Raw genomic sequence first — 23,298 nt, 5'->3', positions numbered from 1 at the left:
TCGACGAGGAAGTTTTTTATGACCGAACATCAAAATGTAGACCCTAATGAAATCGCTAAATTTGAAGAAATAGCAGAGCGCTGGTGGGACCGAGAGGGAGAATTTAAACCATTACACGACATTAACCCGTTGAGGTTGGACTTTATTAATGATAAATGTGAAGGCCTATTTGCAAAAACAGTATTGGATGTCGGTTGTGGCGGTGGAATTTTAACCGAAAGCATGGCTAAGCTTGGTGCAAATGCAACCGGTATCGATATGGGGCAAGAGCCGCTTAACGTCGCAAAGCTTCACGCATTAGAAGTCGGCGTTAACGTAGACTATCAAAAAGTGCCAGCGGAAGAATTCGCAGCCATGCACCAAAGTGAATTCGATGTAGTAACTTGCATGGAAATGCTAGAACACGTACCAGACCCAGAATCCATTATTCGTTCAGTCGCACAGCTAGTTAAGCCCGGCGGTCATGTATTTTTTTCTACCTTAAACAAAACCACAAAAGCGTATTTACTGGCTATTGTCGCTGCTGAAAAACTGCTTAAAATGGTTCCCGAAGGCACGCATGAGCATGATAAGTTTATTCGCCCTTCTACCTTAATAGATTGGGCTGAAAAGTACGACCTCAAAGTTAGAGCGGCGACAGGGATTAACTACAACCCTATCGGCAAAACATTTACCTTAACTAAAGACGTTTCAGTTAACTACATTCTACACTTTGAGAAGCTGGCATGATCCGAGCGGTACTATTTGACCTAGACGGCACCTTACTGGATACCAGTGATGACTTGGGGGCTGCACTAAACCACGTTTTAACTGCTAATAAGATGCCAACTGTCGGCAAACAGCTATATAGCAGTGCGATTTCAAACGGCGTAGCAGCGATGTTGCAAGTAGGGTTTGGTGAGTCATTAAAGCATTACGATACTCAGGTATTACGTCAGGGTGTACTCGACTACTACCTTGCGAATCTATCAGTACATTCCCAATGTTTTGCGCAAATTGGTGAGTTATTAGCAGCACTTCTAGAAAAAGAGATTCAGGTTGGGATCATGACAAACAAACCTGAGTTTTTAACACTTCCGCTACTAAAACAGATCCCTGAACTTGCAAAGATCGAGACAGTGGTATGTGGAGATACACTGGCAGTGGCCAAACCTCATCCAGAGCCTTTACTGTTAGTGGCATCAAAATTGGGGGTTTCACCTGAGCAATGTATTTATGTTGGCGACGCTGAGCGAGACATTATTGCAGCAAAATCCGCAAAAATGATTAGCGCAGCAGCGATGTGGGGATTCATTCCATCTGAAGCTGAAGCCAAGTCTTGGCATGCGGATCTCTATCTTACCAACCCATTAGACACGTTATCGCATATTTAGTGTCTATAGAAAAATAAAACACCATATATTGTGTTTTTGCTATAATAGATACGAATTTGTGTAGAAAAAAATCAGTTAGAATTTTTTTTTATTTTTGCTGAAAAGCGTCATCTTTTTGTTGATTTTTCTTTGTGGGCAGATAAGTGGATTGTCATAGGTTAGTGGATACTTACATAAATAAATTATCCCAAACTTATCCACAATTCTGCCCGAGTTGTTCTCTTGCAAATTCACGTCAACCCCACTATCTTGTGATCCCTAGCCACTAGGGCACCATATATAGTGGTGGTTTGCTAAACAATTTTATATTCGTGCGATATCTAAAGCGCGTTCCTAAGGAATACAGGCACATAACATGAACCAACAGCTATCTGTATGCAAAAGAAACGGTCGCAAAGAACCGTTAGATCTAGATAAGATCCATCGTGTCATTACATGGGCGGCAGAAGGCCTAGATAACGTCTCAGTTTCTCAGGTTGAATTAAAGTCACACATCCAGTTTTATGACGGTATTCGTACTGGTGATATCCACGAAACGATTATTAAAGCTGCAGCCGATCTGATCTCAAAAGAGTCTCCAGATTATCAGTATCTAGCCGCTCGTTTGGCTATTTTCCACTTGCGTAAGAAAGCCTATGGCTGTTTTGAGCCGCCGCACTTACACGACCATGTAGTAAAACTGGTTGAAGACAAGCGCTATGATCAGCACCTTCTTACTGACTACACAAAAGAAGAGTTTGATGAGCTAAACAACTACATCGACCATAGCCGAGATATGAACTTCAGCTATGCAGCCGTTAAGCAGTTGGAAGGTAAGTACCTTGTACAAAACCGCGTGACGGGTGAGATCTATGAAAGTGCGCAGTTCTTATATGTTCTTGTTGCTGCAAGCCTGTTTGCAAATTACCCGAAAGAAACGCGTCTAGATTACATTAAGCGATTCTACGATGCGGTTTCAACATTCAAAATTTCATTGCCAACGCCAATTATGGCGGGTGTTCGTACGCCGACACGTCAATTTAGCTCATGCGTACTGATTGAATGTGCTGATAGCCTAGATTCGATCAACGCAACTTCATCTGCAATTGTAAAATACGTCAGTCAGCGCGCTGGTATTGGTATTAACGCTGGTCGTATTCGTGCACTAGGTAGCCCAATCAGAAATGGCGAAGCATACCACACGGGATGTATTCCGTTTTATAAACACTTCCAAACGGCTGTTAAAAGCTGTTCTCAAGGCGGTGTACGTGGTGGCGCAGCGACCCTATTCTACCCACTTTGGCATCTTGAGGTTGAAAACCTATTAGTACTAAAAAATAACCGTGGTGTTGAAGAGAACCGCGTGCGTCATTTAGATTATGGCGTGCAGTTCAACAAAACCATGTATAGCCGCCTAATTAAAGACGACTATATTACGCTATTTAGTCCGTCAGATGTGCCAGGCCTTTACGACGCATTCTTTGAAGATCAAGATAAATTCGAAGAACTGTATGTTAAATACGAGCAAGATGAGTCTATTCGTAAGAAACGCATTAAGGCGATTGAATTATTCTCAATGTTTGCGCAAGAACGTGCGAGCACCGGTCGTATTTATCTACAAAACGTTGACCACTGTAATACACACAGCCCGTTTGACTCTAAGGTTGCACCAATTCGTCAGTCAAACCTATGTCTTGAAATTGCACTACCAACGAAGCCGTTAAGCCATGTAAATGACCCTGAAGGTGAAATTGCACTTTGCACGCTTTCAGCATTTAACTTAGGAGCCATCAAGTCTCTAGATGAGCTAGAAGAGTTAGCAGAGCTTGCGGTTCGCGCACTTGATAACTTATTAGACTATCAAGACTATCCTGTTCCTGCTGCGTACAATGCAACGATGGGACGCCGTACACTGGGTATCGGTGTGATTAACTTTGCTTATTATCTTGCAAAGAATGGTGTTAAGTACTCAGACGGTAGTGCTAACGGCCTAACACACAGAACATTTGAAGCGATCCAATACTATCTGATGAAAGCATCGAATGAACTGGCAAAAGAGCGCGGCGCTTGTCCTAAGTTTAACGAGACGACCTACTCACAAGGTATCATGCCAATAGATACCTATAAGCGTGACCTTGATAAAGTCTGTGAAGAGCCATTACGCCTTGACTGGGATGCATTAAGAGCAAGTATCCAAGAACACGGTATGCGTAACTCAACGTTGTCAGCCTTGATGCCATCGGAAACATCATCGCAAATTTCAAACGCGACAAACGGTATTGAACCACCTCGTGGTCATATCAGTGTTAAAGCAAGTAAAGATGGTATCTTGAAGCAAGTTGTACCTGAGTACGACCGCCTCAAGAACAACTATGAACTACTTTGGGATATTCCATCTAACGATGGTTACCTTGCGCTGGTTGGTATTATGCAGAAGTTCATCGATCAAACTATCTCTGCAAATACCAATTATGATCCAAGTAAGTTTGAAGCAGGTAAAGTTCCTATGAAGTTGTTGCTAAAAGACTTACTCACCGCATACAAACTTGGTGTGAAAACACTTTACTACCATAACACCCGCGACGGTGCTTCGGATGCTCAAGATGAGTTAAAGCCAGAAGCAGAAGACGATGGGTGTGAAGGCGGCGCTTGTAAGATATAACTTTTTATGCGGGTGGTCTTCATCCGCTTTTTTAGGTATTGAGTAACACATTTATGGCATATTCTACGTTTAGCAGAAATCATAACGACCAATTAAAAGAACCGATGTTTTTCGGACAAACTGTTAATGTATCTCGCTACGACCAACAGAAGTTTCCTATTTTCGAAAAGCTAATTGAAAAACAACTATCATTTTTCTGGCGTCCAGAAGAAGTAGATGTAAGTAAAGACCGATTGGACTTTCAGGCACTTCCTGAGCACGAAAGGCATATCTTTTTGAGCAACCTAAAATATCAAACATTGCTAGACAGTGTTCAAGGTCGCTCTCCAAACGTTGCGCTTTTGCCGATTGTCTCCATTCCTGAACTTGAAACGTGGATCGAAACTTGGGCATTTAGTGAAACTATTCACAGTCGCTCTTACACGCACATCATTCGTAATGTGACGCAGAACCCTGAGTTAATCTTTGATGACATCGTGGGCAACGACAAAATCGTTGAACGTGCGGATGCAGTTACCAAGTATTACGACGAACTGATTGAAAAGGTAAGCCTTTATAATCAGTACGGTGAAGGCAAGCATGAAATTAACGGCACAACGGTCGTCATTAACTTGTTTGAACTGAAAAAGCTTCTATACCTTTGCATCATGTCGGTAAACATCTTAGAAGCGATCCGCTTCTACGTGAGTTTTGCCTGCTCGTTTGCTTTTGCGGAGCGCGAGCTTATGGAAGGTAATGCAAAGATCATCAAGCTAATTGCTCGTGATGAAGCGCTTCATTTGTCTGGCACACAGCACATGTTAAATATAATGCAAGAAGGCAAAGACGATCCTGAAATGTCTATCGTAGCGGCACAATGCCGTGAAGAAGCAATTAAGATGTTTGTTGAAGCAGCAGAGCAAGAAAAAGAATGGGCTGAGTACCTGTTTAAAGACGGTTCAATGATTGGCCTGAACAAAGATATTTTGTGTCAATACGTTGAATACATTACAAATATTCGTATGGCAGCGGTTGGATTACCAACGCAATTTGAGACCAAATCGAACCCTATTCCGTGGATCAACGCTTGGCTTGTTTCTGACAATGTTCAGGTTGCACCACAGGAAGCTGAGATCAGCTCATATCTTGTTGGACAAATCGACTCTGAAGTCGATGCCTCTGACTTTGGCGATTTCGACTTGTAATGGTTGAAAAGCCATCCTTCCTAATTCAGGTTGAGAATATTGAGGAGCCACTGGAATATGTGGCTTCTTCGTCTTCGATACTCGAAACTCTTGAAGCAGCAAATATTGAAGTCCCCTATCAATGCCGCGAGGGTTTTTGCGGCGCCTGCCGCGCCAAGCTCATCGAGGGACAAACACAGTACATGAACGAACCACTTGCTTTTGTGAGAGATGGGGAAGTTTTATTGTGCTGTAGCAAACCCACAAGCCATATTAAAATAGAGTTGCCGTAAATAACCAAAACCCGAGATAGCAGTTTGTGCTCTAGCAGCGTTATCCCTAACTAATGCTTTAAATCAGCTTGGTAATTTGAGTACGAATGTAGTGTTCACTATCAGTAACACTCATCGCCCCATTTTCAAAAATCACATCCCAATGTAAACTTCGCGTCAGCATTTCACACAATTCAACCACAAAGTCCGTGGGAATACTAAACACAGAGAAAGATCCAATAAACTGTAATTGCGCTCGACGCTCTTCAAACCATTGCTCACCGCCAGCACACAACACCACAACCTTAGCATAAAGCTTTTCATACTTGAGTATCTCATCGACTTCTAAGGTACCAATAAACAAAGCAACTTCAACCTGTTCGTTGTCATCCTCTAGCCATACATCCGGCCAATGTTTTTTCTCCGCCTTTCTCCACTTTGCCGGCTTATCAAAAGACAGTGCGCAGATCCCAAGCAGTTTAATTGCAAAATGCTCGCTACTTTCTTTTGACAACATGGCAGTGGTAAATGCTTCTTCATGGTGGCTATGGTGAAATAAGTCAGCAACCTTAATCCTTGCCTTGAAGACAAATGGCTTGTTCATTACGTTGTGCTCACTTTGACTTGTTCCTTAACTATAGTTGTAATTCTAATTTCAACAATAACTAAGTTATAGTATAACGTTATTGATCCTCCAAATTTGTAGTGTTATATTATCACTCTATTAGCCGAATTGGCTCACTCGTTCAATACATAATCTAACTCGTGGTAATAAAATATGTTTAAGCAGTCTCTTATCGCCAGCGCATTAATTTCAATAATCGGGGCAGCGCCAGCTTATGCTGCACAACTAACAGGTAAAGTTGTTGACGCAAACAATCAACCACTTAGTAATGTAACCATCCATCTTCATGGCAAAAGCAAGTCAGTTAAATCAGATAAGAATGGCCAATTTACCATTGAAATAGATGCTGATTCTCAATTACACGTTACTAAGCCTAATTATCTTGATAAACGTGTAGATGTAGATGAAGCCCAAGGATTTGTTCGAGTCGAACTAAAACCAACATCTGTTGAGAGCATTGTTGTTTACTCTTCTGCCCTACATAAAAATAGTATGGAAATGACCTCTCCGGTCAGTGTATTAAGTGGGGATGAGCTAAAAAACCGTGCCAAACCAACACTGGGTGAAACACTAAAAGGCCAACCAGGGATCAATGCTAGTTACTTTGGTCCGGTGAGTTCAAGCCCTATCATCCGTGGTTTAGATGGTCCTCGGGTTAAAATCACGCAAAACGGGTTAGACAGTAGCGATGCCTCGCGCGTTGGCCCAGATCACGCCAACACTAATGACTCGCTGGCTGCGCAGCAAATTGAAGTGCTAAGAGGTCCTGCAACCCTACTTTACGGCTCAGGTGCAATCGGTGGTGTGGTTAATGTTGTTGATAATCGTATTCCGACAGACGTGATCGATAGCCTTCAGGGCGCTGCCGACTATAGCCATGATACCAACTCAAATACCAATACCTTTGCGGTATTATTAGAATCCGGCTTTGACGGATTTAACTTCCATTTCGATGGCGTTAAGCGTAAAGGTGGTGATTATGAAACCCCTAATTTCGCGCTTCCACACGACGAACATGAAGAACACGAGCATGAACATGAAGGCGAAGATCATGCCCACGAAGCAGAAGAGCATGAAACAGAGTACGCCAATCGCGTCGACAATACCTTTATCGATTCTGAGCAATTTAACTTAGGTACAAGTTACGTTGGCGATCATCTGACCGTTGGTTTCTCTTATGGCCGTGTTGATACGGACTATGGCATTCCTGCTCACTCTCATATTGGTCATGACCATGATCACGAGCATGAAGAGGAAGGGCATGACCACGAAGAAGAATCCGTATTTGCTCGAGTAAAACAAGACCGTTGGCAAGGGCTTGTAAATTATGCAGTACACAGTGACTGGCTTGAATCTGTTGGCCTACGTGTCGGCTACACCGATTATGAACACGCTGAAATTGAAGATGGAAACATTGGCACTGTATTTGAGAATGATACAACTGAGTTACGCTTAACGGCAGAGCACCGCTTAGGAGAGTGGCACGGCACTGTTGGTTATCATTTCTCCGACAGCGATTACGCCGCAAACGGTGCAGAAGCTTTCACGCCATCGACCAATACCAAAACGCACGCACTTTATATCCTTGAAGAACGTCGTTTTGGAGACTTCACACTTGAGTTAGGTGCTCGTATTGAAGACTACCAGTTATCAAGCAAAGGCAATCAACTGGAAGCGTACGAAGAAGATCATGACCATGAAGGTGAACACGACCATGATCACGACCACGGCCACGGCCACGACCATGGTGGTAACTTAGATAATGGGTTTATTTCTTATGACCTGGAAATGACTAATCTAAGCTTGTCTATTGGTGGCGTGTACGACTTTGCTGAAGGCCAAAACGTCGCTGTTTCGCTGTCTCGCTCGGAGCGCGCACCATTAACCGCCGAATTGCTTTCAAATGGCATTCATATCGCAACCAGCACCTATGAACTAGGGCTTGGTTATGAGCTAGAAGGCGATCATTTACACTTTGAGCCGCAAGATATCGAACAAGAAACATCAAACAACCTAGACATTAGCTTTAGAAAGTTCTCAGGCGACTTTGGCTATACCGTTAATTTCTTCTACAACGACATCGAAAACTTCTACTATCAGGCATTAACAGACTATATCTATAGTCCAGAGCACGGTTTAGAAGTGGCGGATCATGCACATGAAGGTGCCATTCCTGTATTTAAATTTGAAAGCAGTGATGCCAAACTATACGGTCTTGAGTTTGATGCCCATTACAAACTGAGCAACTTTGCACGCGTCAAAGTGTTTGGTGATTCGCTGACAGCGAAGTTAGATAACGACGAATATTTGCCACGTATCCCAAGCAACAAGCTAGGTCTTGATTACGAACACAGTTACGAGAGCTTAACAGCGAACTTCACAGTGACGCATTATTTCAAGCAAGACAACATCGCGAGCTATGAAAGTGAAACTAAGCGCTATACGTTAGTGGATATGTCGTTTAACTATGACTTTGAGTTTATGGGCAGTGACATGGTTGGTTATGTTAACCTTGATAACCTAACAGATGAGCTAGGCTTTGTGCATAGCTCATTTATCAAAGAGCAAGCCCCACTCCCAGGTCGTAATATTAAGCTTGGTATCAGAGGCTACTTTTAATACCGATTCCTTTCTTTTATAGAAACCAAAAAGCTACCTCTTATCGGTAGCTTTTTTATTTAACTTGAAGCAGTGATACCTCAATTTAATGATATTAAATCAGTAAATTATGCGCGAGTACCAAAGATTTTGTCACCGGCATCACCAAGCCCAGGGACTATATATCCTTTCTCATTTAAGTGGCTATCTAATGCTGCCGTGTATATTTCAACGTCAGGATGCGCTTCTTCCACCAGCTTTACTCCCTCAGGCGCAGCTACCAGCACAATCGCTCTGATCTCCTTTGAACCTGCTTTTTTTAGCATGTCGATAGTAGCAATCAGTGAGCCACCTGTCGCCAGCATTGGATCAATAACTAATGCAAGTCTGGCATCGATATTTCCCACCAATTTCTCGAAATAAGGTACAGGCTCAAGTGTTTCTTCGTTACGCTGTAAACCCACAACACTCACTTTAGCTGCTGGGATCAACTGCAGTATGCCATCTAGCATCCCCAAACCGGCTCTTAAAATTGGCACTAAGGTGATCTTTTTGCCTGTCAGCCTTTTAACTGTTAACTCGTTACCATCCCAAGCAGAGATAACTTGATCGCTCAACGTCAGATCTTTTGTTGCTTCGTAAGTAAGTAAGTTGCCAACTTCCGAAACAATTTCGCGAAAGTTCTTAGTTGATATGCCCTGCTCTCGTAACAGCCCAAGTTTATGCTGAACTAATGGGTGATCAATTACATGTAATGCCATGGCTGCGTATCCTTATAAACTGCTAAAGAAATCTTCTGGTTTATGCCTTACTGGCTTTGTACACTGCACCGTAGGCGTACCTAAATAAAGATAGCCAACGATCTCATCTTTTTCATCGAGACCAAGTTGCTTTTTCACTTCTGGACTCTGGGCAAAGTAACCCGTTCGCCACACACCAGACAACCCCTGTGCAAAAGCGGCTTGCTGCATAGCAAGTACACTACAACCGGCACTTTGAATTTGCTCAATACGAGGCACTTTTGGATGTTCTTGATAAGGAGATACTGCGATGATCAACATAGGCGCGCGCTCTGGTAGCTCTCTCGCTCTATCTATCACCCGCTGCTCTTGCAGCTCTTTCACTGCCGCTTGATAATAGATTTCACCTAGCTTTTCGCGGCCTTTTTCTTCAACTGTAATAAATCTAAATGATGTTAAGCCACCATGATCTGGCACTTTTAGTGCTGCTTTTTTAATGATTTCTAACTGAGCTGGATTAGGTCCAGGAAAAGACAGATTGCTATCTGACTGGCGTGTTAAGAGTAATTCTATGGCGTCCATTAACTCATCCCGTGTTGTGCCTTCAAAATGGCCGTGAATTATACCAATTTGACTTAATACATGTCTCGAAATAGACCAAATACTTAAGCAAATTGGTATTACGTGGCTTGTAGTCTATCATTTTCCCTTAAATTCGACCACGTGACATCACGGATTTCTGGATAGCATCCTTGCTGTAATTCGTTTTACTCTGGAAGTGAATTGCGTTGTTTCCTATCAATAAGTAACCTCAACCAATAGTCAACACTGACATAACGTCCACCACCGGTAAAAAATAGTGAAAGTAGTAATACAAAGTAAGTTGCCGCAAATTCAATTCCATTGTTTAAAATAACAATATTACCTCTTTCATAGAGATAATTTGGTCTGCCATTTTCTTCGACTATCCCTTTAATTGAATCCAAGCGTTGCTTTGCTGCTAGGCTATTTTCTAAGCTCACTTTAGCTTCTTCAAAGCCAAGCCAGTCTAATACTTTAGCGGCGCTGGTGTCTGGGTTTGTTGGCGTTACCGAAAACCAGCCATGCTCCAAATGCACCGTCGTTGCAGCAACTACCATAGTCACCATAAGCGGAATAGACACTAAACGCGTAAGCAGGCCAAACAAAATTAACCAACCACCTAAAAACTCCGTCCAAGCAGCGAGAAAGGCAAGCAAGTCAGGAAAAGGCAGACCTAAGCCCCATTCACTATTACCAAACCAAGCAACAATATTCGGATCGGCGAGAAGACTTTGCAAAAATGTCGCGTCTGGATTGGTCAAATTCAACTTATTGTAACCTGCAATGATCATAACAGGCGCGAGAATAAGTCGCATAAGCAATGGTGCAAGACCAGAAAAATATTGAGATAAATGTTGTAGTTGCCGATACGGCTTTAGTAGGTTGGTAAACATATGCGGTCCATAGTTGATGTTTGAATTATCAGTATAGACCGCAGATTGGGTTGGGTTATTTCGTTAGATCTTTCTTGCTACCTGAAGGGCCTCTGCAATCGCTCGCTTAGCATCAATCGCTGCCGCCAGTTTAGCCCCACCAATAACGTGCTGATTTTCAGGTAGCGCCTCTTTATCGAACAAGCTATCGTTAGAAACTTGTCCAATACAAGCAATGACCGTATCGACATCTAACAGTTGCTCTTCACCCGCAACTCTTATGGTCAAACCTTGATTATCAAAGCTGATATATTCGCATTCTGCAATTTGCTGAACATTGTGGTGTTTTGCAACGGCTCTGTGGATCCAACCTGTGGTCTTACCTAAGTCTTTACCAAAACGTCCTTCAGAGCGTTTCAACATATAAATCGGCCTTTGCTCTTGTGATGGTTGCGCTTTGCATTCTATTCCCCACTGTGATTTAAAATCAGGGATCGTTTGTTCTCGCTGTTCCGTTAAAAACGCAACCATGTCAAAGCCAATACCACCGGCACCTAAAATAGCAATTTTATTACCTAATTCTACTTCACCCTTAATAACTTCGTCATAGGCAAACACACGTTTCCCATCTGCGCATTCTACTTTCGACATCCGTGGGCTTACACCCGTTGCAAATACCACATCATCAAACGCATTTGCCATTGTTTCTTCGTATGGTGTATTTAGGCAAAGCTCAACACCTAAGCGATTTATTTCGCTGACATAGTATTTAAGCGTATGTTGGAAATCTTCTTTACCTGGTATTCGCATCGCTAAATTAAACTGACCACCAAGCTCGCTACCTCTATCAATTAACTTAACTTGGTGGCCTTTTTTAGCGAGATAGTAACTTACAGACAACCCAGCAGGTCCTGCCCCAACCACGAGTACTTGTTTTTTCCTTTGGGCACTCTGAAGTGGATAATCCAATTCAAATCCGGCTTGTGGATTCACCAAACATGTTGCTCGTTTACCTTTAAATACGTGGTCTAAACAACCCTGATTACAGCCGATGCAAATATTGATTTGTTCCGAGCGCTGCTCCTGATATTTGTTAAAGAATTCAGGATCAGCCAGTAATGGACGCGCCATAGAAATAAGGTCGGCATCACCTTTGGCTAAAATGTCATTAGCAAGATCTGGCGTATTAATCCTATTTACTGCTACAACGGGTATATCGACAGCCTGTTTTAGCCTATGTGACGCTTCACGATAGGCACCTGGAGGCACCATCGAGGCAATTGTTGGAACGCGCGCCTCATGCCAACCAATACCGGTGTTAAGAATATCCACACCGGCCGCGACCAAAGCTTTGGCTTGAAGCACAACTTCTTCTGGTGTTGAGCCATTTGGGATTAAGTCCATGACCGACAGGCGAAAAACGATTATGAATTTATCGCTCACTTTTGCTCTAACCGCTTTTACAATATCTGTTGCCAATCGCATTCTGTTTTCTAAGCTACCACCATACTCATCGGTGCGTTTATTGGTATGACCCGCCATAAACTCATTGATTAAATAACCCTCTGAGCCCATGATTTCCACACCATCGTAGCCTGCTTTTTCGGCCAACTTAGCTGAGTGAGCAAAGTCTTTAATCGTACCTTTGATGGCACTTAAGCTCATTGCTTTTGGTTTATATGGATTAATCGGTGCTTTGATAGCACTAGGTGCAGTGTTGAATGGATGATAAGCATAGCGCCCAGCATGTAGTAACTGTAGACAAATTTTGCCGCCGTGTTTATGTACTACCTCGGTGTATGCTTTGTGTTTGATTACATCGTATAACGAGTTAAAAGAAGAAGAAATTGGTGTCAACTTACCGCGTAGGTTTGGACTGTAACCACCAGTTACGATCAGGCCCACTCCACCTCTTGCTCGTTCTTCATAAAATGCAGCGAGCCGCTTTCGGTTGTGCCACCCTTCTTCAAGCCCGGTATGCATTGATCCCATTACCAAGCGATTTCGCAAACTGGTATGTTTAAGTTGTAGTTCTTGTTCTAACATTTGCCGCCCCACAAAACTGGTCTTACCTGTGAACATTAACGTTTTTTTATTATTTGGCAAGTCTTAAGAAGAAAGAAATTAACTAATTTGGTGGCATTGGCGATATTTCAATCATGAAAATACTTCGTTACGTTTTTCTATTATTCATGAAACTCGCGCTGATATATGATAAATGTATAGAGTTGTATTGAAGTTAAGCATTAAGGGATCATTTTGAAACTGATAGCGAATATTTTTAAAGGCATTTGGGCCACACTGAACTTTTCCAGGCGATTAATTCTAAATCTGCTGTTTTTATTCATTCTTATCGCCATCGTGATAAGCATTGTATCGGGTGAGGATCAGGTTAAGATCGAAAATAAAAGCGTATTACGTTTAAACCTGAACGGTATCATAGTTGAGCAATTGACCTATGTTGACCCTGTTGAGGCGGCAATGAGTGATGCTTTTGGTGACTCAGAAGAGCCAAGCGAAATTTTACTAGATGATGTCATTGATGTTATCAATAAAGCAGCTCAAGACGACCGCATTACAGTGATGTACCTTGATTTACAACGTCTTCATAGCGCCCATCTCGATAAATTACGAAATATCAAAGACGCGCTCGCGCAATTCAAAGCGACAGGCAAAAAAATCTATGCTCACGGCGCTTATTACACTCAAGCCCAATATTATCTCGCCTCGGTAGCCGATGAAATTTCTCTACATCCATATGGAGGGGTTAATATCACCGGGTTTGGCATGTATCCGCTTTATTTCAAAGAGGCGCTTGATAAACTTAAAGTTACGCAGCATATTTTCCGCGTTGGTACATACAAGTCGGCCGTCGAGCCTTATATTCGCAGTGATATGTCACCAGAAGCAAAAGAGTCAAATCTTGGATGGATCACCCCGCTTTGGACACAATATAAAACAGAAGTGGCTGAAAACCGCGGTTTTAATGTGGCTAATTTTGATGAAACTTTCGCAGCATTAACAGACAAAATGGAAGCGGCACAAGGCGATTCCGCCAAATACGCTATCGATAACCAATGGGTCGACGCGTTAACGACCAATCAGGCATTTGCAAAAAAACTCATCGATGAAGTTGGTCTCGATGCAAAAGGAAAATCTTTTAAACAGGTCTCGTTCAGTCAATATCTATCGACGTTGCCGCCTAAAGAATTTGCAGAAAACCCATTTACCGAAAAAGTCGCTGTGGTTGTTGCTAAAGGTCAAATCTCTGATGGCAAGCGTAAAGCGGGTGCTATTGGTGGCGATTCAACAGCTGCGCTACTTAAAAAAGCTCGCCTTAACGACAAAGTGAAAGCCGTTGTATTAAGAATTGACTCTGGCGGTGGCAGCATGTTTGCTTCTGAAACCATTCGTAATGAAGTTATTGCACTAAAGGCCGCAGGAAAACCCGTGATAGCATCAATGGGATCTGTTGCAGCTTCTGGTGGTTATTGGATTGCGGCATCAGCTAATGAAATATGGGCATCGCCAAGTACGATCACCGGCTCTATTGGTGTATTTGGCATGATCATGACCTTCGAAAATGCAGCAAACTCATTAGGAATATACTCTGATGGTATTGCGACAACCGAATTAAAAGGCCAATCTCCATTCAGAGGGATAGATGGTGGCTATAAAAATCTAATCCAAATGGGCGTTGAAGATGCCTATGATAAATTTATTTCCATGGTTGCGACCGAACGAAACCTTGATAAGTCAGCAGTTAACGATGTTGCGCAAGGACGTGTATGGCTAGCAACTCAGGCGCTTGATTTTGGCCTAGTTGATAAGTTAGGTAACAAGAACGATGCCATTGAAGCGGCAGCAAGTCTTGCTAATTTAGAGACGTATGATGTTATCACTATTGAACAAACACTCACCGAGCAAGAAAAGCTGATGCAGCAATTATTTGGTGCGTCTATGGTGCAAAGTGCCATTAGTGCCCTTGTACCTGAGCAATCAATATTCGCAAAAACTGCATTAAATGCCCTAGACAACGTTAGCAATACAATAGCACTACAAACTCAAATGTTAGGCCAGCTTAACGATCCCAACCATGTCTATACGCTTTGCTTAGTGTGTAACGTTTCACCTGAGTAAAATCGATTAAGCACTGCAATTATGGTGCTGTAATTGTTATACTGAGCCCAGATTTTATTCTGGGCTTTTTTATGAAAAGAAAAAAAATATATATCGCCTATACCGGTGGTACCATTGGTATGAAACAATCCAGTCGCGGTTACGTTCCAGTTGCAGGATACCTAACAGATACGGTGAAAAATAACGCTGAGTTTACTCGCGATGAAATGCCGCTTTTTGATATTCATGAATATTGCCCGTTAATTGATTCGTCAGATATGTCACCGCACCACTGGCAGCTTATCGCAGATGATATTCAATCAAAATATCACGACTACGACGGCTTTGTGGTGCTCCATGGCACAGATACAATGGCCTATACTGCTTCTGCGCTATCCTTCATGTTTGAGAACTTAACTAAACCTGTGATAGTAACCGGCTCTCAAATTCCGTTGTCACAGCTACGCTCTGATGGTCAAGTAAATCTGTTAAACGCAATGTATTTGGCTGCTAACTATCCTATCGCCGAAGTGAGTTTGTTTTTCAACAATAAACTTTACCGCGGTAATAGAGCAATCAAAGCTCATGCTGATGGCTTCGATGCATTCGCTTCTCCAAACCTTTCGCCGCTGGCACAGGCTGGGATCAATATTCAGCTGATCGAAGGGAAACTCAGCCCTTACGTTGAGCAAAGCTTACAAGTCACCAAGATTTCACCTCAACCTATCGCGGTAATGCATTTGTATCCTGGGATCTCAACTGAAATCCTTAAGAACCTAATGCGTGGCGAGATGAAAGCGTTAATCTTATTGAGCTTTGGTGTTGGTAACGCGCCACAAGACGAGCATTTTTTAACTGAGCTTAAAGCAATCAGCGATCGCGGAGTGGTGATTATCAACCTCACCCAATGTATTCAAGGAAAAGTGAATATGGGCGGCTACGCGACAGGAAATGCGTTATTAAACTGTGGTGTGATCAGTGGCTACGATATGACACTAGAAGCGTGCTTAACAAAGCTACACTATCTATTTAGCCAGCAACTAGAGATTGAAACGATCCGCCATTTGATGCAAGACAATCTGCGCGGTGAGCTAACTCGATAGCAGTAAAGCAAAAAAGTAACACAACAAAAAAGCCGTAGTATCTTTACCACGGCTTTTAAATCAGCTCGAACTACTTCGAACGTCGATTATTATCTAACTTTTGCTTCGATATCGACAAGATCAGTAAGGTGACAAGTTTCACCACTATGTGTCTTTATGCCGTGCTCACCAAAGTAATCACGCTGTGCTTGCACCAAGTGTCCATTGCTTGGCGTGCTCAGTGTTGCAATGTAAGTTTGCGTCGCAGCAAGCACAGGGAAAGACAAACCGGTCGCCACCGCTTTACCTGTAATGCTACGTAGTGCAAGCGCAGGCTTCTCAAGTGAATCGATAAATTCAACACCTTCAGCAATATCGTCTAAGTAATCAGCTCGGATAATACAGCCCGCACGCCAGGTTTGTAGCGTTTTATTGAGATCTACTTTCCATTGGTGTGCACGAGACGCGCCCTTAATCAGTGCAAGACCTTGGCGGTAGCATAGCAAACTGGCAAAATAAAACGCATCTTTTAACTCGTCTAAATCAACGTCAATTGTTTGCGTTGATTTATTCGCATACGTCATTTCTTTTGCAGCTGGAGTATCAATAGTATTGGTGAGATGGCGAGCTTGTACCGCAGCCACAAGCGAAGGTACGGCAATACCAAGCTCCAGTGCGTTTTGCGCCGTCCAAAGGCCAGTGCCCTTAGCTCCTACCTTATTGTCGATAAGGTCGACTAGAGACTCGCCCTGCTCTGTTTCTAGACTTAAAATGTGGCTAGAAATTGCAAGTAGATAACTATTTAATTTACCTTCCGACCAAGATTCAAAAATCTCAGCAACTTCTTTAGGAGAGCGACCAGTACCCAGACGTAGCAATTGATAAAGCTCCGCAATGAGCTGCATCAACGCATACTCAATACCGTTGTGCACCATTTTAACAAAGTGACCGCTGGCCGATTGCCCAACACGCGCGAAACATGATTCATTGTTGTAGCTCGCAGCAACCTTTTCGAACCAAGGCTCGATACGCTCCCAGCCACCTTCTGAACCACTTGCCATCATTGCAGGACCATGACGTGCACCTTCAGCACCGCCAGAGATCCCCATCGTGGCAAACTCAAATTTATTCTGATATTTCAATTTACGTGCAATACCATCTTTGTAATTACTGTTACCACAGTCAACGATGATATCGTCTTTCTCAACTCCAGCTTCAACCAAATCGCTACAAACTTTATCTACTAGTTCACCTGCTGGAACGAGTAATAAAATCGAGCGAGGAGTCTCTAATCTTCTGATCATATCACCGAGATCAGACACTATGTGTAAGCGCTCCGCCATACCTAACGACTGTGCGCAACTCAATAATTCCGCACCTACTTCAGGGTTCTTGTCATAAGCGACTAAGGTCATCCCCTTCTCAATTAGATTTAGCGCGAGGTTTTTACCCATCACACCCAAACCAACTAATGCAACCTGCATTTAGTTTCCTCCTCGGTAACATCAAAACTTTATGCGTTCGTGTATGTGCATTATACCTGAGCGACCATGATTGACCAGCGAGACACACAATTCACTGATATCATATCGGTCCCCAAAATATGACAGCTAACACAATTCACTGTATAGCAATATAGTGACAGCAGCACGAATTCACCAATTTTGTGATAAATCTCAATTAGTCCCCTAAGCTGTAAGGTAAAATATTCGAGATTGACGGCCACTGACACCGGTGTCATAATGATGACATATAGATCATATAACTTAATTCGAGTGTTAAAAAGGGTTTTGCATAATTCTTTATGCTCTAATTAGTTAAATCGTGATTTTACAATGTGGCATGTGTAAAAAAACAACAATCTTGATTTACTTTTAACACATTCATGAGTTTTTGCTTACCTTGATAAGCTAACAGGAGAATCTGATGCTTAGACGCACAAAAATCGTCGCAACACTGGGGCCAGCGACGGATAGAGATAACAACTTAGAAAAAATCATTCGTGCCGGCACCAACGTAGTCAGACTAAACTTTTCACACGGCGTTGCTCAAGATCACAAAAATAGAGCCGATGCCGTTCGCGAAATTGCTAGACGTTTAGGTGTAAATGTAGCGATCCTTGCTGATTTACAAGGTCCTAAAATTCGCGTTTCAACATTTAAAGAAGGTAAAGTGTTTTTAGAAGTGGGTGCAAAATTCACTCTTGACGCAAAAATGGAGCCAGGCCAAGGTCACGTTGAAGCTGTCGGTATCGACTATAAAGAATTACCGAACGACGTAAAACAAGGCGATTTACTGTTATTAAACGATGGACTTCTTCAGCTTGTTGTTGAAGAAGTGCAAGGTCACTTGGTTCATACCAGTGTTAAAGTTGGCGGTGTATTGTCGAACAATAAAGGTATCAACCGGTTAGGCGGTGGCTTAACAGCACCTGCATTTACTGACAAAGACAAAGAAGACTTGATCACAGCAACTGAAATTGGTGTGGACTATATTGCGGTTTCGTTCCCTCGCAGTGGTGACGACATGCGTTACGTAAGAGGACTTGCGGAGAAAGCTGGCTCTAATGCACAATTACTTGCAAAAATCGAACGTGCAGAAGCGGTTGAAACTGTAGAAGCGATTGACGACATCGTACTGGCTTCTGATGCGGTGATGGTTGCCCGTGGTGATTTAGGTGTAGAAATTGGCGATGCCGCTCTCGTTGGTAAACAGAAACAAATTATCAGCCGAGCCCGCTCACTAAACCGTACTGTGATCACTGCCACCCAAATGATGGAGTCAATGATTGACAACCCGATGCCAACTCGTGCTGAAGTTATGGATGTCGCAAACGCAGTGCTTGATGGCACAGATGCGGTAATGCTTTCAGCAGAAACCGCTGCTGGTGATTACCCGGAACAAACGGTCGCAGCAATGGCACGTGTGTGTTTAGGTGCTGAATCTCAACCACAGATCCATATCTCTAAACATCGTTTAGATAGCCGCTTTGCTGATACCTGTGAAACTATCGCGCTGTCGGCAATGTACGCTGCGAACCATTTAGATTCAGTAAAGGCGATTGTCGCACTAACTGAATCGGGTAATACCGCAAAATTAATGTCTCGTATCAGTTCTGGATTGCCTATTTACGCTCTGTCTCGCCATCAATCAACACTTGGGCAGGCATCACTCTATCGTGGTGTATATCCGGTAAGATTTGACTCGACGCAATGCTCAGATGATTCAACTGTTCGCGAAGCGCTTGATACGCTAGTTGCTGCTGGCTCATTGGAAAAAGGCGACACAGTGATCATCACACACGGTGATAAGATGGAAACTATCGGCGCCAGTAACACGCTGAAAATCGTCACAGTGTAAAAGCGTTGAACTAGGTAGCCTTGCTGCCTAGTTCATCTTTCCTTAGAATACTCTAAAGTGTACAAGCACATAAAATACACTACGTCACCGTAGGCTAAACACGGTGCAAATCACTTTAGCTCGCGCTTTTATTAGCTCGCGAGTGCGGCCTTTACTTTGTCACGGTAACTACGGCTGACTTTAAGCTCTTGACCATTCTCAAGTACCAATAAATACTCGCCACTGCTTTGTGTGACTAGTTTACTAATCTGCTTAGTATTAACAATTGCAGAGCGATGTACGCGCACAAATAACGTTGGATCTAACTCTTGTTCTAGATCTTTCATTGTTTTACGTAAAATATGAGTCTGACCATCGCTACAGTGTAAGCACATATAGTCACCGGCTGCATCAATCCACTGAATTGACGATGTAGATACTCGAATGATTTCCCCTTGTTCTTTTACCGCGAGCGACTCCGGGAATTTTTTATCTTCAATTGTATCTCCTGTTGCAAGTTTTTTAAGGATTTCTTCACAGTTATTACCAGTGATCCCTGCAACAAAGCTGGCTAGCTTTTTCTTATGCGCATTGTCTTGTTGTGTTTTTAAATAGCTTTGCACTTTCTCCACCGCCTGTTTTAATCTGTTGTCATCAACGGGTTTTAAGATGTAATCCAGCGCATGGATCTCAAATGCCTTTACAGCATATTGGTCGAACGCGGTTACAAATACGATAGCAGGCAATGGTTTAACACTTTCACTCAGCGCTCTCGCTACTTCAAAGCCATTCATGTTCGGCATTTGAATATCGAGAAAGACGAGATCTATGTCCTCAGATTTGCATAGATCGATTGCTTGTTGACCACTGCCACACAATTCTACAACTTCAATTTCAGAAAAATCTCTTAACCTTACCGCTAGCCCTTTTCTCGCTAACGGTTCATCATCTACGATTAGTGTTCTAATTTTGCTCATTACTTCTTCGCCCTTTCATATGGAACGCGAATGTTTACCTTCAAACCAGTTGGCTCATTATCCGAGAGCACAAATGAATAGTTGTTTTCGTACAAGGTTTTTAAACGGTCTTTGGTATTCGCTAAACCCACTCCCTGCGCACTTTTCAGTTGCCCACCTTCCAGCTCGGCGCCTGGACCATTGTCTCCTACTTCCAAGAGTAGTTCATTGGCAAACACCTGCGCTTTTATTTCAATTTTGCCGCCATGCTCCATATGGGCAATTGCGTATTTAATGCTGTTTTCAATGAGTGGTTGTAGGATCAAGCTAGGTACCAACGCCTGTTCAGCCTCTTCTGTCACATCAAGCTCAATAGATAAGCGCTCATCAAAACGGACCTTTTCAATTTCTAAGTACAGTCTCAACGCATGTAACTCTTGCTCAAGCGGTACCTTTTTTATCGGATCTGTATTTAATGTATGGCGCAAGAAATCACTGAGCCTTGAGACCATTTGATTCGCGTCTTTGTTTTCTTCAACCAATATAAGCGTCGAAATCGCATTAAGAGTATTGAATAGAAAATGCGGATTCAATTGATATCGCAGCATTTTCAATTGCGCTTCATGGGCCATGGTATTGGCTTTCAATGCCTTTTGACGCTCACTCTGTAACAACTGATAATACTTAATACCAAAGTACAACCCACTCCAACAGAGTATGATATAGACAGAGTCTAGTCCCTGCTGTAAGTAATAAAACCACTCATCAGGTCGATACCCGTGACGATAAATTTCCCAATGATTAAACTTCTGAACGACCGCCCATAGTGTTCCAGTTACATATGACGCCGTAAACACAACGAATATCAGCACCAACGGTGTTGCATTCCAAATTTTACGATAGAGGTATCGTAGCGGTACGGTCATCAAACAACCTGCGTAGGCATTTAAAGCGATGACAAATACATAAATATCCCGCATTTCAAAGACTTTTGAGCCAATATAGTTAACTAGCGCGTAGCCCAGCCAACCAGCTATTTGTAATACCCAGAAAAATCTCTGCCTGTTATCAACCAGTGATTGCCACTTCAAAATGATTATACCTCTTCTATCTTAACTGGATTATATCTCAGCATGTCGTCTCTATTCACTGCTGGTGGTCTCAGTTTTTACACACCTTGCCGCAAATAAAAAAGGCACCTTAGTGCCTTTTTTTGAAATAGATTAACCAGTTAATTTATATTCATCTATTCAAACTGTCGCTCTTAAGCAAGCTTGTCAGATGCCACTTTATAGGTAGGATCTGCTTGGCCGTCTAGCTCAACGAGATCTTTAGCCTTACTTAGCAGTACTTTACAGTCTTGGCTCAAGTGGCGAAGATGAAGCGTTTTACCAGCCTTTTTATAACGTTCAGCTAGCGTATCTATTGCTTCAATTGCACTATGATCGGCAACGCGACTATGTTTAAATTCTACAATGATGTCGTCTGGATCGTTATTAACGTCAAACAGCTCTGCAAAGTTTTTCACCGACCCAAAAAATAGAGGTCCGTGTAATTCGTACACTTTTGAGCCTTGTTCATCAATATAATTATTGGTGTAAATATGTTTCGCATGCTCCCATGCAAATACCAGTGCCGAAACAATGACACCAACGCAAACTGCGATGGCCAAATCTGTAATCACTGTAACGCCCGACACCAAGACGATTACAAATGCATCTGATTTAGGGATCTTTCTAATTAATCTAAAACTTGACCATTCAAAAGTCCCCAATACCACCATAAACATTACACCAACTAACGCCGCAAGCGGGATCATCTCGATAAGGCTTGCTGCAAACAGAATAAATACAAGTAGTAATAATGCTGCTGTGATACCTGACAAACGGCTACGGCCACCAGAATTAATATTGATCATTGATTGCCCAATCATCGCACAGCCACCCATCGCACCAAACACACCACAAGTAACATTAGCCGCACCTTGGCCGATACATTCGCGGTTACTGTGACCACGTGTTTCGGTGATTTCGTCGATTAGCGTGAGCGTTAATAAAGATTCAATCAAACCAATCGCTGCTAGGATAAGCGCGTATGGGAAGATAATTTTAAATGTTTCAAATGTCCATGGTACTTCTGGAATATGGAAAGTAGGAAAACCACCCGCTATCGTTGCATCTACGTTACCTGACATATCTTTCAGATAATCAAGCACATTACGAGCGTCTAAATCAAAACCAATAACAATACCGGTTACCACTAAAATCGCCGCTAAACTCGAAGGCACAGCGGTTGTTAGCTTTGGTAAAAAGTGAATAATGGCCATAGTCAATGCCACTAAGCCAGCCATAATATATAGCATCTCACCTTGCATCCACGTAAGATTGCCCTGATCATCAAGTACTTTAAATTGTCCAAGCTGGGCGAGGAAGATAACGATAGCTAAGCCATTTACAAAGCCTAGCATTACTGGATGCGGTACCATACGTATAAACTTGCCGAGCTTAAATATACCCGCGAGTATTTGTAGGAGGCCCATCAGTAATACGGTTGCAAAGAGATACTCGACACCATGCTCAACAACGAGACTTACCATTACCACGGCAAGAGCCCCTGTTGCACCCGAGATCATACCCGGCCTTCCACCAAAGATTGAAGTCACAAGACCGACAATAAATGCTGCATATAAACCGACTAATGGGTCTACTTGTGCAACAAAAGCGAAAGCCACAGCCTCAGGCACAAGTGCCAAAGCGACCGTAAGCCCAGACAGTACATCGTTTTTAGCAGAGCTAGGCGCTTTGCTGATAAGATTAAACATCAATATCCTCTGGTGTGAATTGACAATGAACACAAAGGCGTCGGATTCTAGCAAAAAGCAGCGCCTTTAACAAATAAGATACAAGCTTGTATTGCAACCTCGCTTGCAATACATA

The 23,298-nt window shown here is 42.7% G+C and carries 18 protein-coding genes; 9 read left to right on the top strand and 9 right to left on the bottom strand.

Annotation, left to right across the window (positions count from 1 at the left end; all coding sequences use genetic code 11):
- Positions 1-18 precede the first annotated feature (18 nt).
- The 5 genes from ubiG to yfaE all read left to right on the top strand — a co-directional run bounded on the left by ubiG (position 19) and on the right by yfaE (position 5,470).
- On the top strand, positions 19-729 hold the full coding sequence (gene ubiG, locus CKO50_RS18210; RefSeq protein WP_010377022.1) for a bifunctional 2-polyprenyl-6-hydroxyphenol methylase/3-demethylubiquinol 3-O-methyltransferase UbiG: 711 nt from the start codon (positions 19-21) through the stop codon (positions 727-729).
- A complete protein-coding gene (locus CKO50_RS18205; RefSeq protein WP_095729311.1) occupies positions 726-1,373 on the top strand; it encodes an HAD family hydrolase in 648 nt (215 codons plus the stop codon). The genes ubiG and CKO50_RS18205 overlap by 4 nt, the downstream gene beginning before the upstream one ends.
- A 355-nt stretch (positions 1,374-1,728) precedes the next feature.
- Positions 1,729-4,014, top strand: coding sequence for a class 1a ribonucleoside-diphosphate reductase subunit alpha (gene nrdA / locus CKO50_RS18200; RefSeq protein ID WP_095729310.1), 2,286 nt, complete (start codon positions 1,729-1,731; stop codon positions 4,012-4,014).
- 53 nt (positions 4,015-4,067) lie between these two features.
- Positions 4,068-5,198, top strand: a complete 1,131-nt coding sequence (gene nrdB / locus CKO50_RS18195) for a class Ia ribonucleoside-diphosphate reductase subunit beta (RefSeq protein ID WP_088530602.1) — start codon at positions 4,068-4,070, stop codon at positions 5,196-5,198.
- A complete protein-coding gene (gene yfaE, locus CKO50_RS18190; protein WP_095729309.1) occupies positions 5,198-5,470 on the top strand; it encodes a class I ribonucleotide reductase maintenance protein YfaE in 273 nt (90 codons plus the stop codon). The genes nrdB and yfaE overlap by 1 nt, the downstream gene beginning before the upstream one ends.
- A gap of 58 nt (positions 5,471-5,528) precedes the next feature.
- Here the strand turns inward: yfaE and CKO50_RS18185 are convergent, their stop codons facing one another.
- Complete coding sequence (locus CKO50_RS18185) at positions 5,529-6,053, bottom strand: YaeQ family protein (protein ID WP_095729308.1); 525 nt, start codon at positions 6,051-6,053, stop codon at positions 5,529-5,531.
- A gap of 174 nt (positions 6,054-6,227) precedes the next feature.
- Here CKO50_RS18185 and CKO50_RS18180 point away from each other — a divergent pair, with 174 nt between their 5' ends.
- Positions 6,228-8,693, top strand: a complete 2,466-nt coding sequence (locus tag CKO50_RS18180) for a TonB-dependent receptor (RefSeq protein ID WP_095729307.1) — start codon at positions 6,228-6,230, stop codon at positions 8,691-8,693.
- 107 nt (positions 8,694-8,800) lie between these two features.
- On the opposite strand, the gene upp is transcribed toward CKO50_RS18180, so the two are convergent.
- The 4 genes from upp to CKO50_RS18160 all read right to left on the bottom strand — a co-directional run bounded on the left by upp (position 8,801) and on the right by CKO50_RS18160 (position 12,912).
- Positions 8,801-9,433, bottom strand: coding sequence for a uracil phosphoribosyltransferase (gene upp, locus CKO50_RS18175; protein ID WP_095729306.1), 633 nt, complete (start codon positions 9,431-9,433; stop codon positions 8,801-8,803).
- A 12-nt stretch (positions 9,434-9,445) separates the two neighbouring features.
- A complete protein-coding gene (locus tag CKO50_RS18170; protein ID WP_095729305.1) occupies positions 9,446-9,994 on the bottom strand; it encodes an NAD(P)H nitroreductase in 549 nt (182 codons plus the stop codon).
- Positions 9,995-10,179: 185 nt separating this feature from the next.
- The gene (locus tag CKO50_RS18165; protein ID WP_095729304.1) at positions 10,180-10,887 is read right to left on the bottom strand and encodes a DoxX family protein; all 708 of its coding nucleotides are present in this window, start codon (positions 10,885-10,887) and stop codon (positions 10,180-10,182) included.
- 63 nt (positions 10,888-10,950) lie between these two features.
- Positions 10,951-12,912: an FAD-dependent oxidoreductase gene (locus CKO50_RS18160; protein ID WP_095729303.1), complete on the bottom strand. Its 1,962-nt coding sequence runs from the start codon at positions 12,910-12,912 to the stop codon at positions 10,951-10,953.
- 213 nt (positions 12,913-13,125) lie between these two features.
- Between CKO50_RS18160 and sppA the strand changes: the two genes are divergently transcribed.
- Positions 13,126-15,006 carry a signal peptide peptidase SppA gene (sppA, locus tag CKO50_RS18155; protein ID WP_095729302.1) on the top strand — a complete coding sequence of 627 codons (1,881 nt, stop codon included), beginning with the start codon at positions 13,126-13,128 and terminating at the stop codon, positions 15,004-15,006.
- A 71-nt stretch (positions 15,007-15,077) separates the two neighbouring features.
- Positions 15,078-16,088 (top strand): asparaginase, encoded by a 1,011-nt coding sequence (gene ansA, locus CKO50_RS18150; RefSeq protein WP_095729301.1) that lies wholly within the window; start codon positions 15,078-15,080, stop codon positions 16,086-16,088.
- 89 nt (positions 16,089-16,177) lie between these two features.
- Here ansA and gndA read toward each other — a convergent pair whose 3' ends face one another.
- Positions 16,178-17,551 (bottom strand): NADP-dependent phosphogluconate dehydrogenase, encoded by a 1,374-nt coding sequence (gene gndA, locus CKO50_RS18145; protein ID WP_069019114.1) that lies wholly within the window; start codon positions 17,549-17,551, stop codon positions 16,178-16,180.
- A gap of 442 nt (positions 17,552-17,993) precedes the next feature.
- Here gndA and pyk point away from each other — a divergent pair, with 442 nt between their 5' ends.
- Positions 17,994-19,427, top strand: coding sequence for a pyruvate kinase (gene pyk, locus CKO50_RS18140; RefSeq protein WP_095729300.1), 1,434 nt, complete (start codon positions 17,994-17,996; stop codon positions 19,425-19,427).
- A 131-nt stretch (positions 19,428-19,558) separates the two neighbouring features.
- Here pyk and CKO50_RS18135 read toward each other — a convergent pair whose 3' ends face one another.
- From CKO50_RS18135 to CKO50_RS18125, 3 genes are all read right to left on the bottom strand, one after another.
- Positions 19,559-20,383, bottom strand: coding sequence for a LytTR family DNA-binding domain-containing protein (locus tag CKO50_RS18135; RefSeq protein ID WP_010376983.1), 825 nt, complete (start codon positions 20,381-20,383; stop codon positions 19,559-19,561).
- Complete coding sequence (locus CKO50_RS18130; RefSeq protein ID WP_095729299.1) at positions 20,383-21,453, bottom strand: sensor histidine kinase; 1,071 nt, start codon at positions 21,451-21,453, stop codon at positions 20,383-20,385. Before CKO50_RS18130 ends, CKO50_RS18135 begins: the two co-directional genes overlap by 1 nt.
- 173 nt (positions 21,454-21,626) lie before the next feature.
- Positions 21,627-23,183, bottom strand: a complete 1,557-nt coding sequence (locus CKO50_RS18125) for a SulP family inorganic anion transporter (protein ID WP_095729298.1) — start codon at positions 23,181-23,183, stop codon at positions 21,627-21,629.
- Between the last annotated feature and the right edge of the window lie 115 nt (positions 23,184-23,298).

This window comes from Pseudoalteromonas sp. HM-SA03, from assembly GCF_002289345.1.
Lineage (GTDB): Bacteria > Pseudomonadota > Gammaproteobacteria > Enterobacterales > Alteromonadaceae > Pseudoalteromonas.
This window is presented reverse-complemented; position numbering and strand designations above follow the sequence as displayed.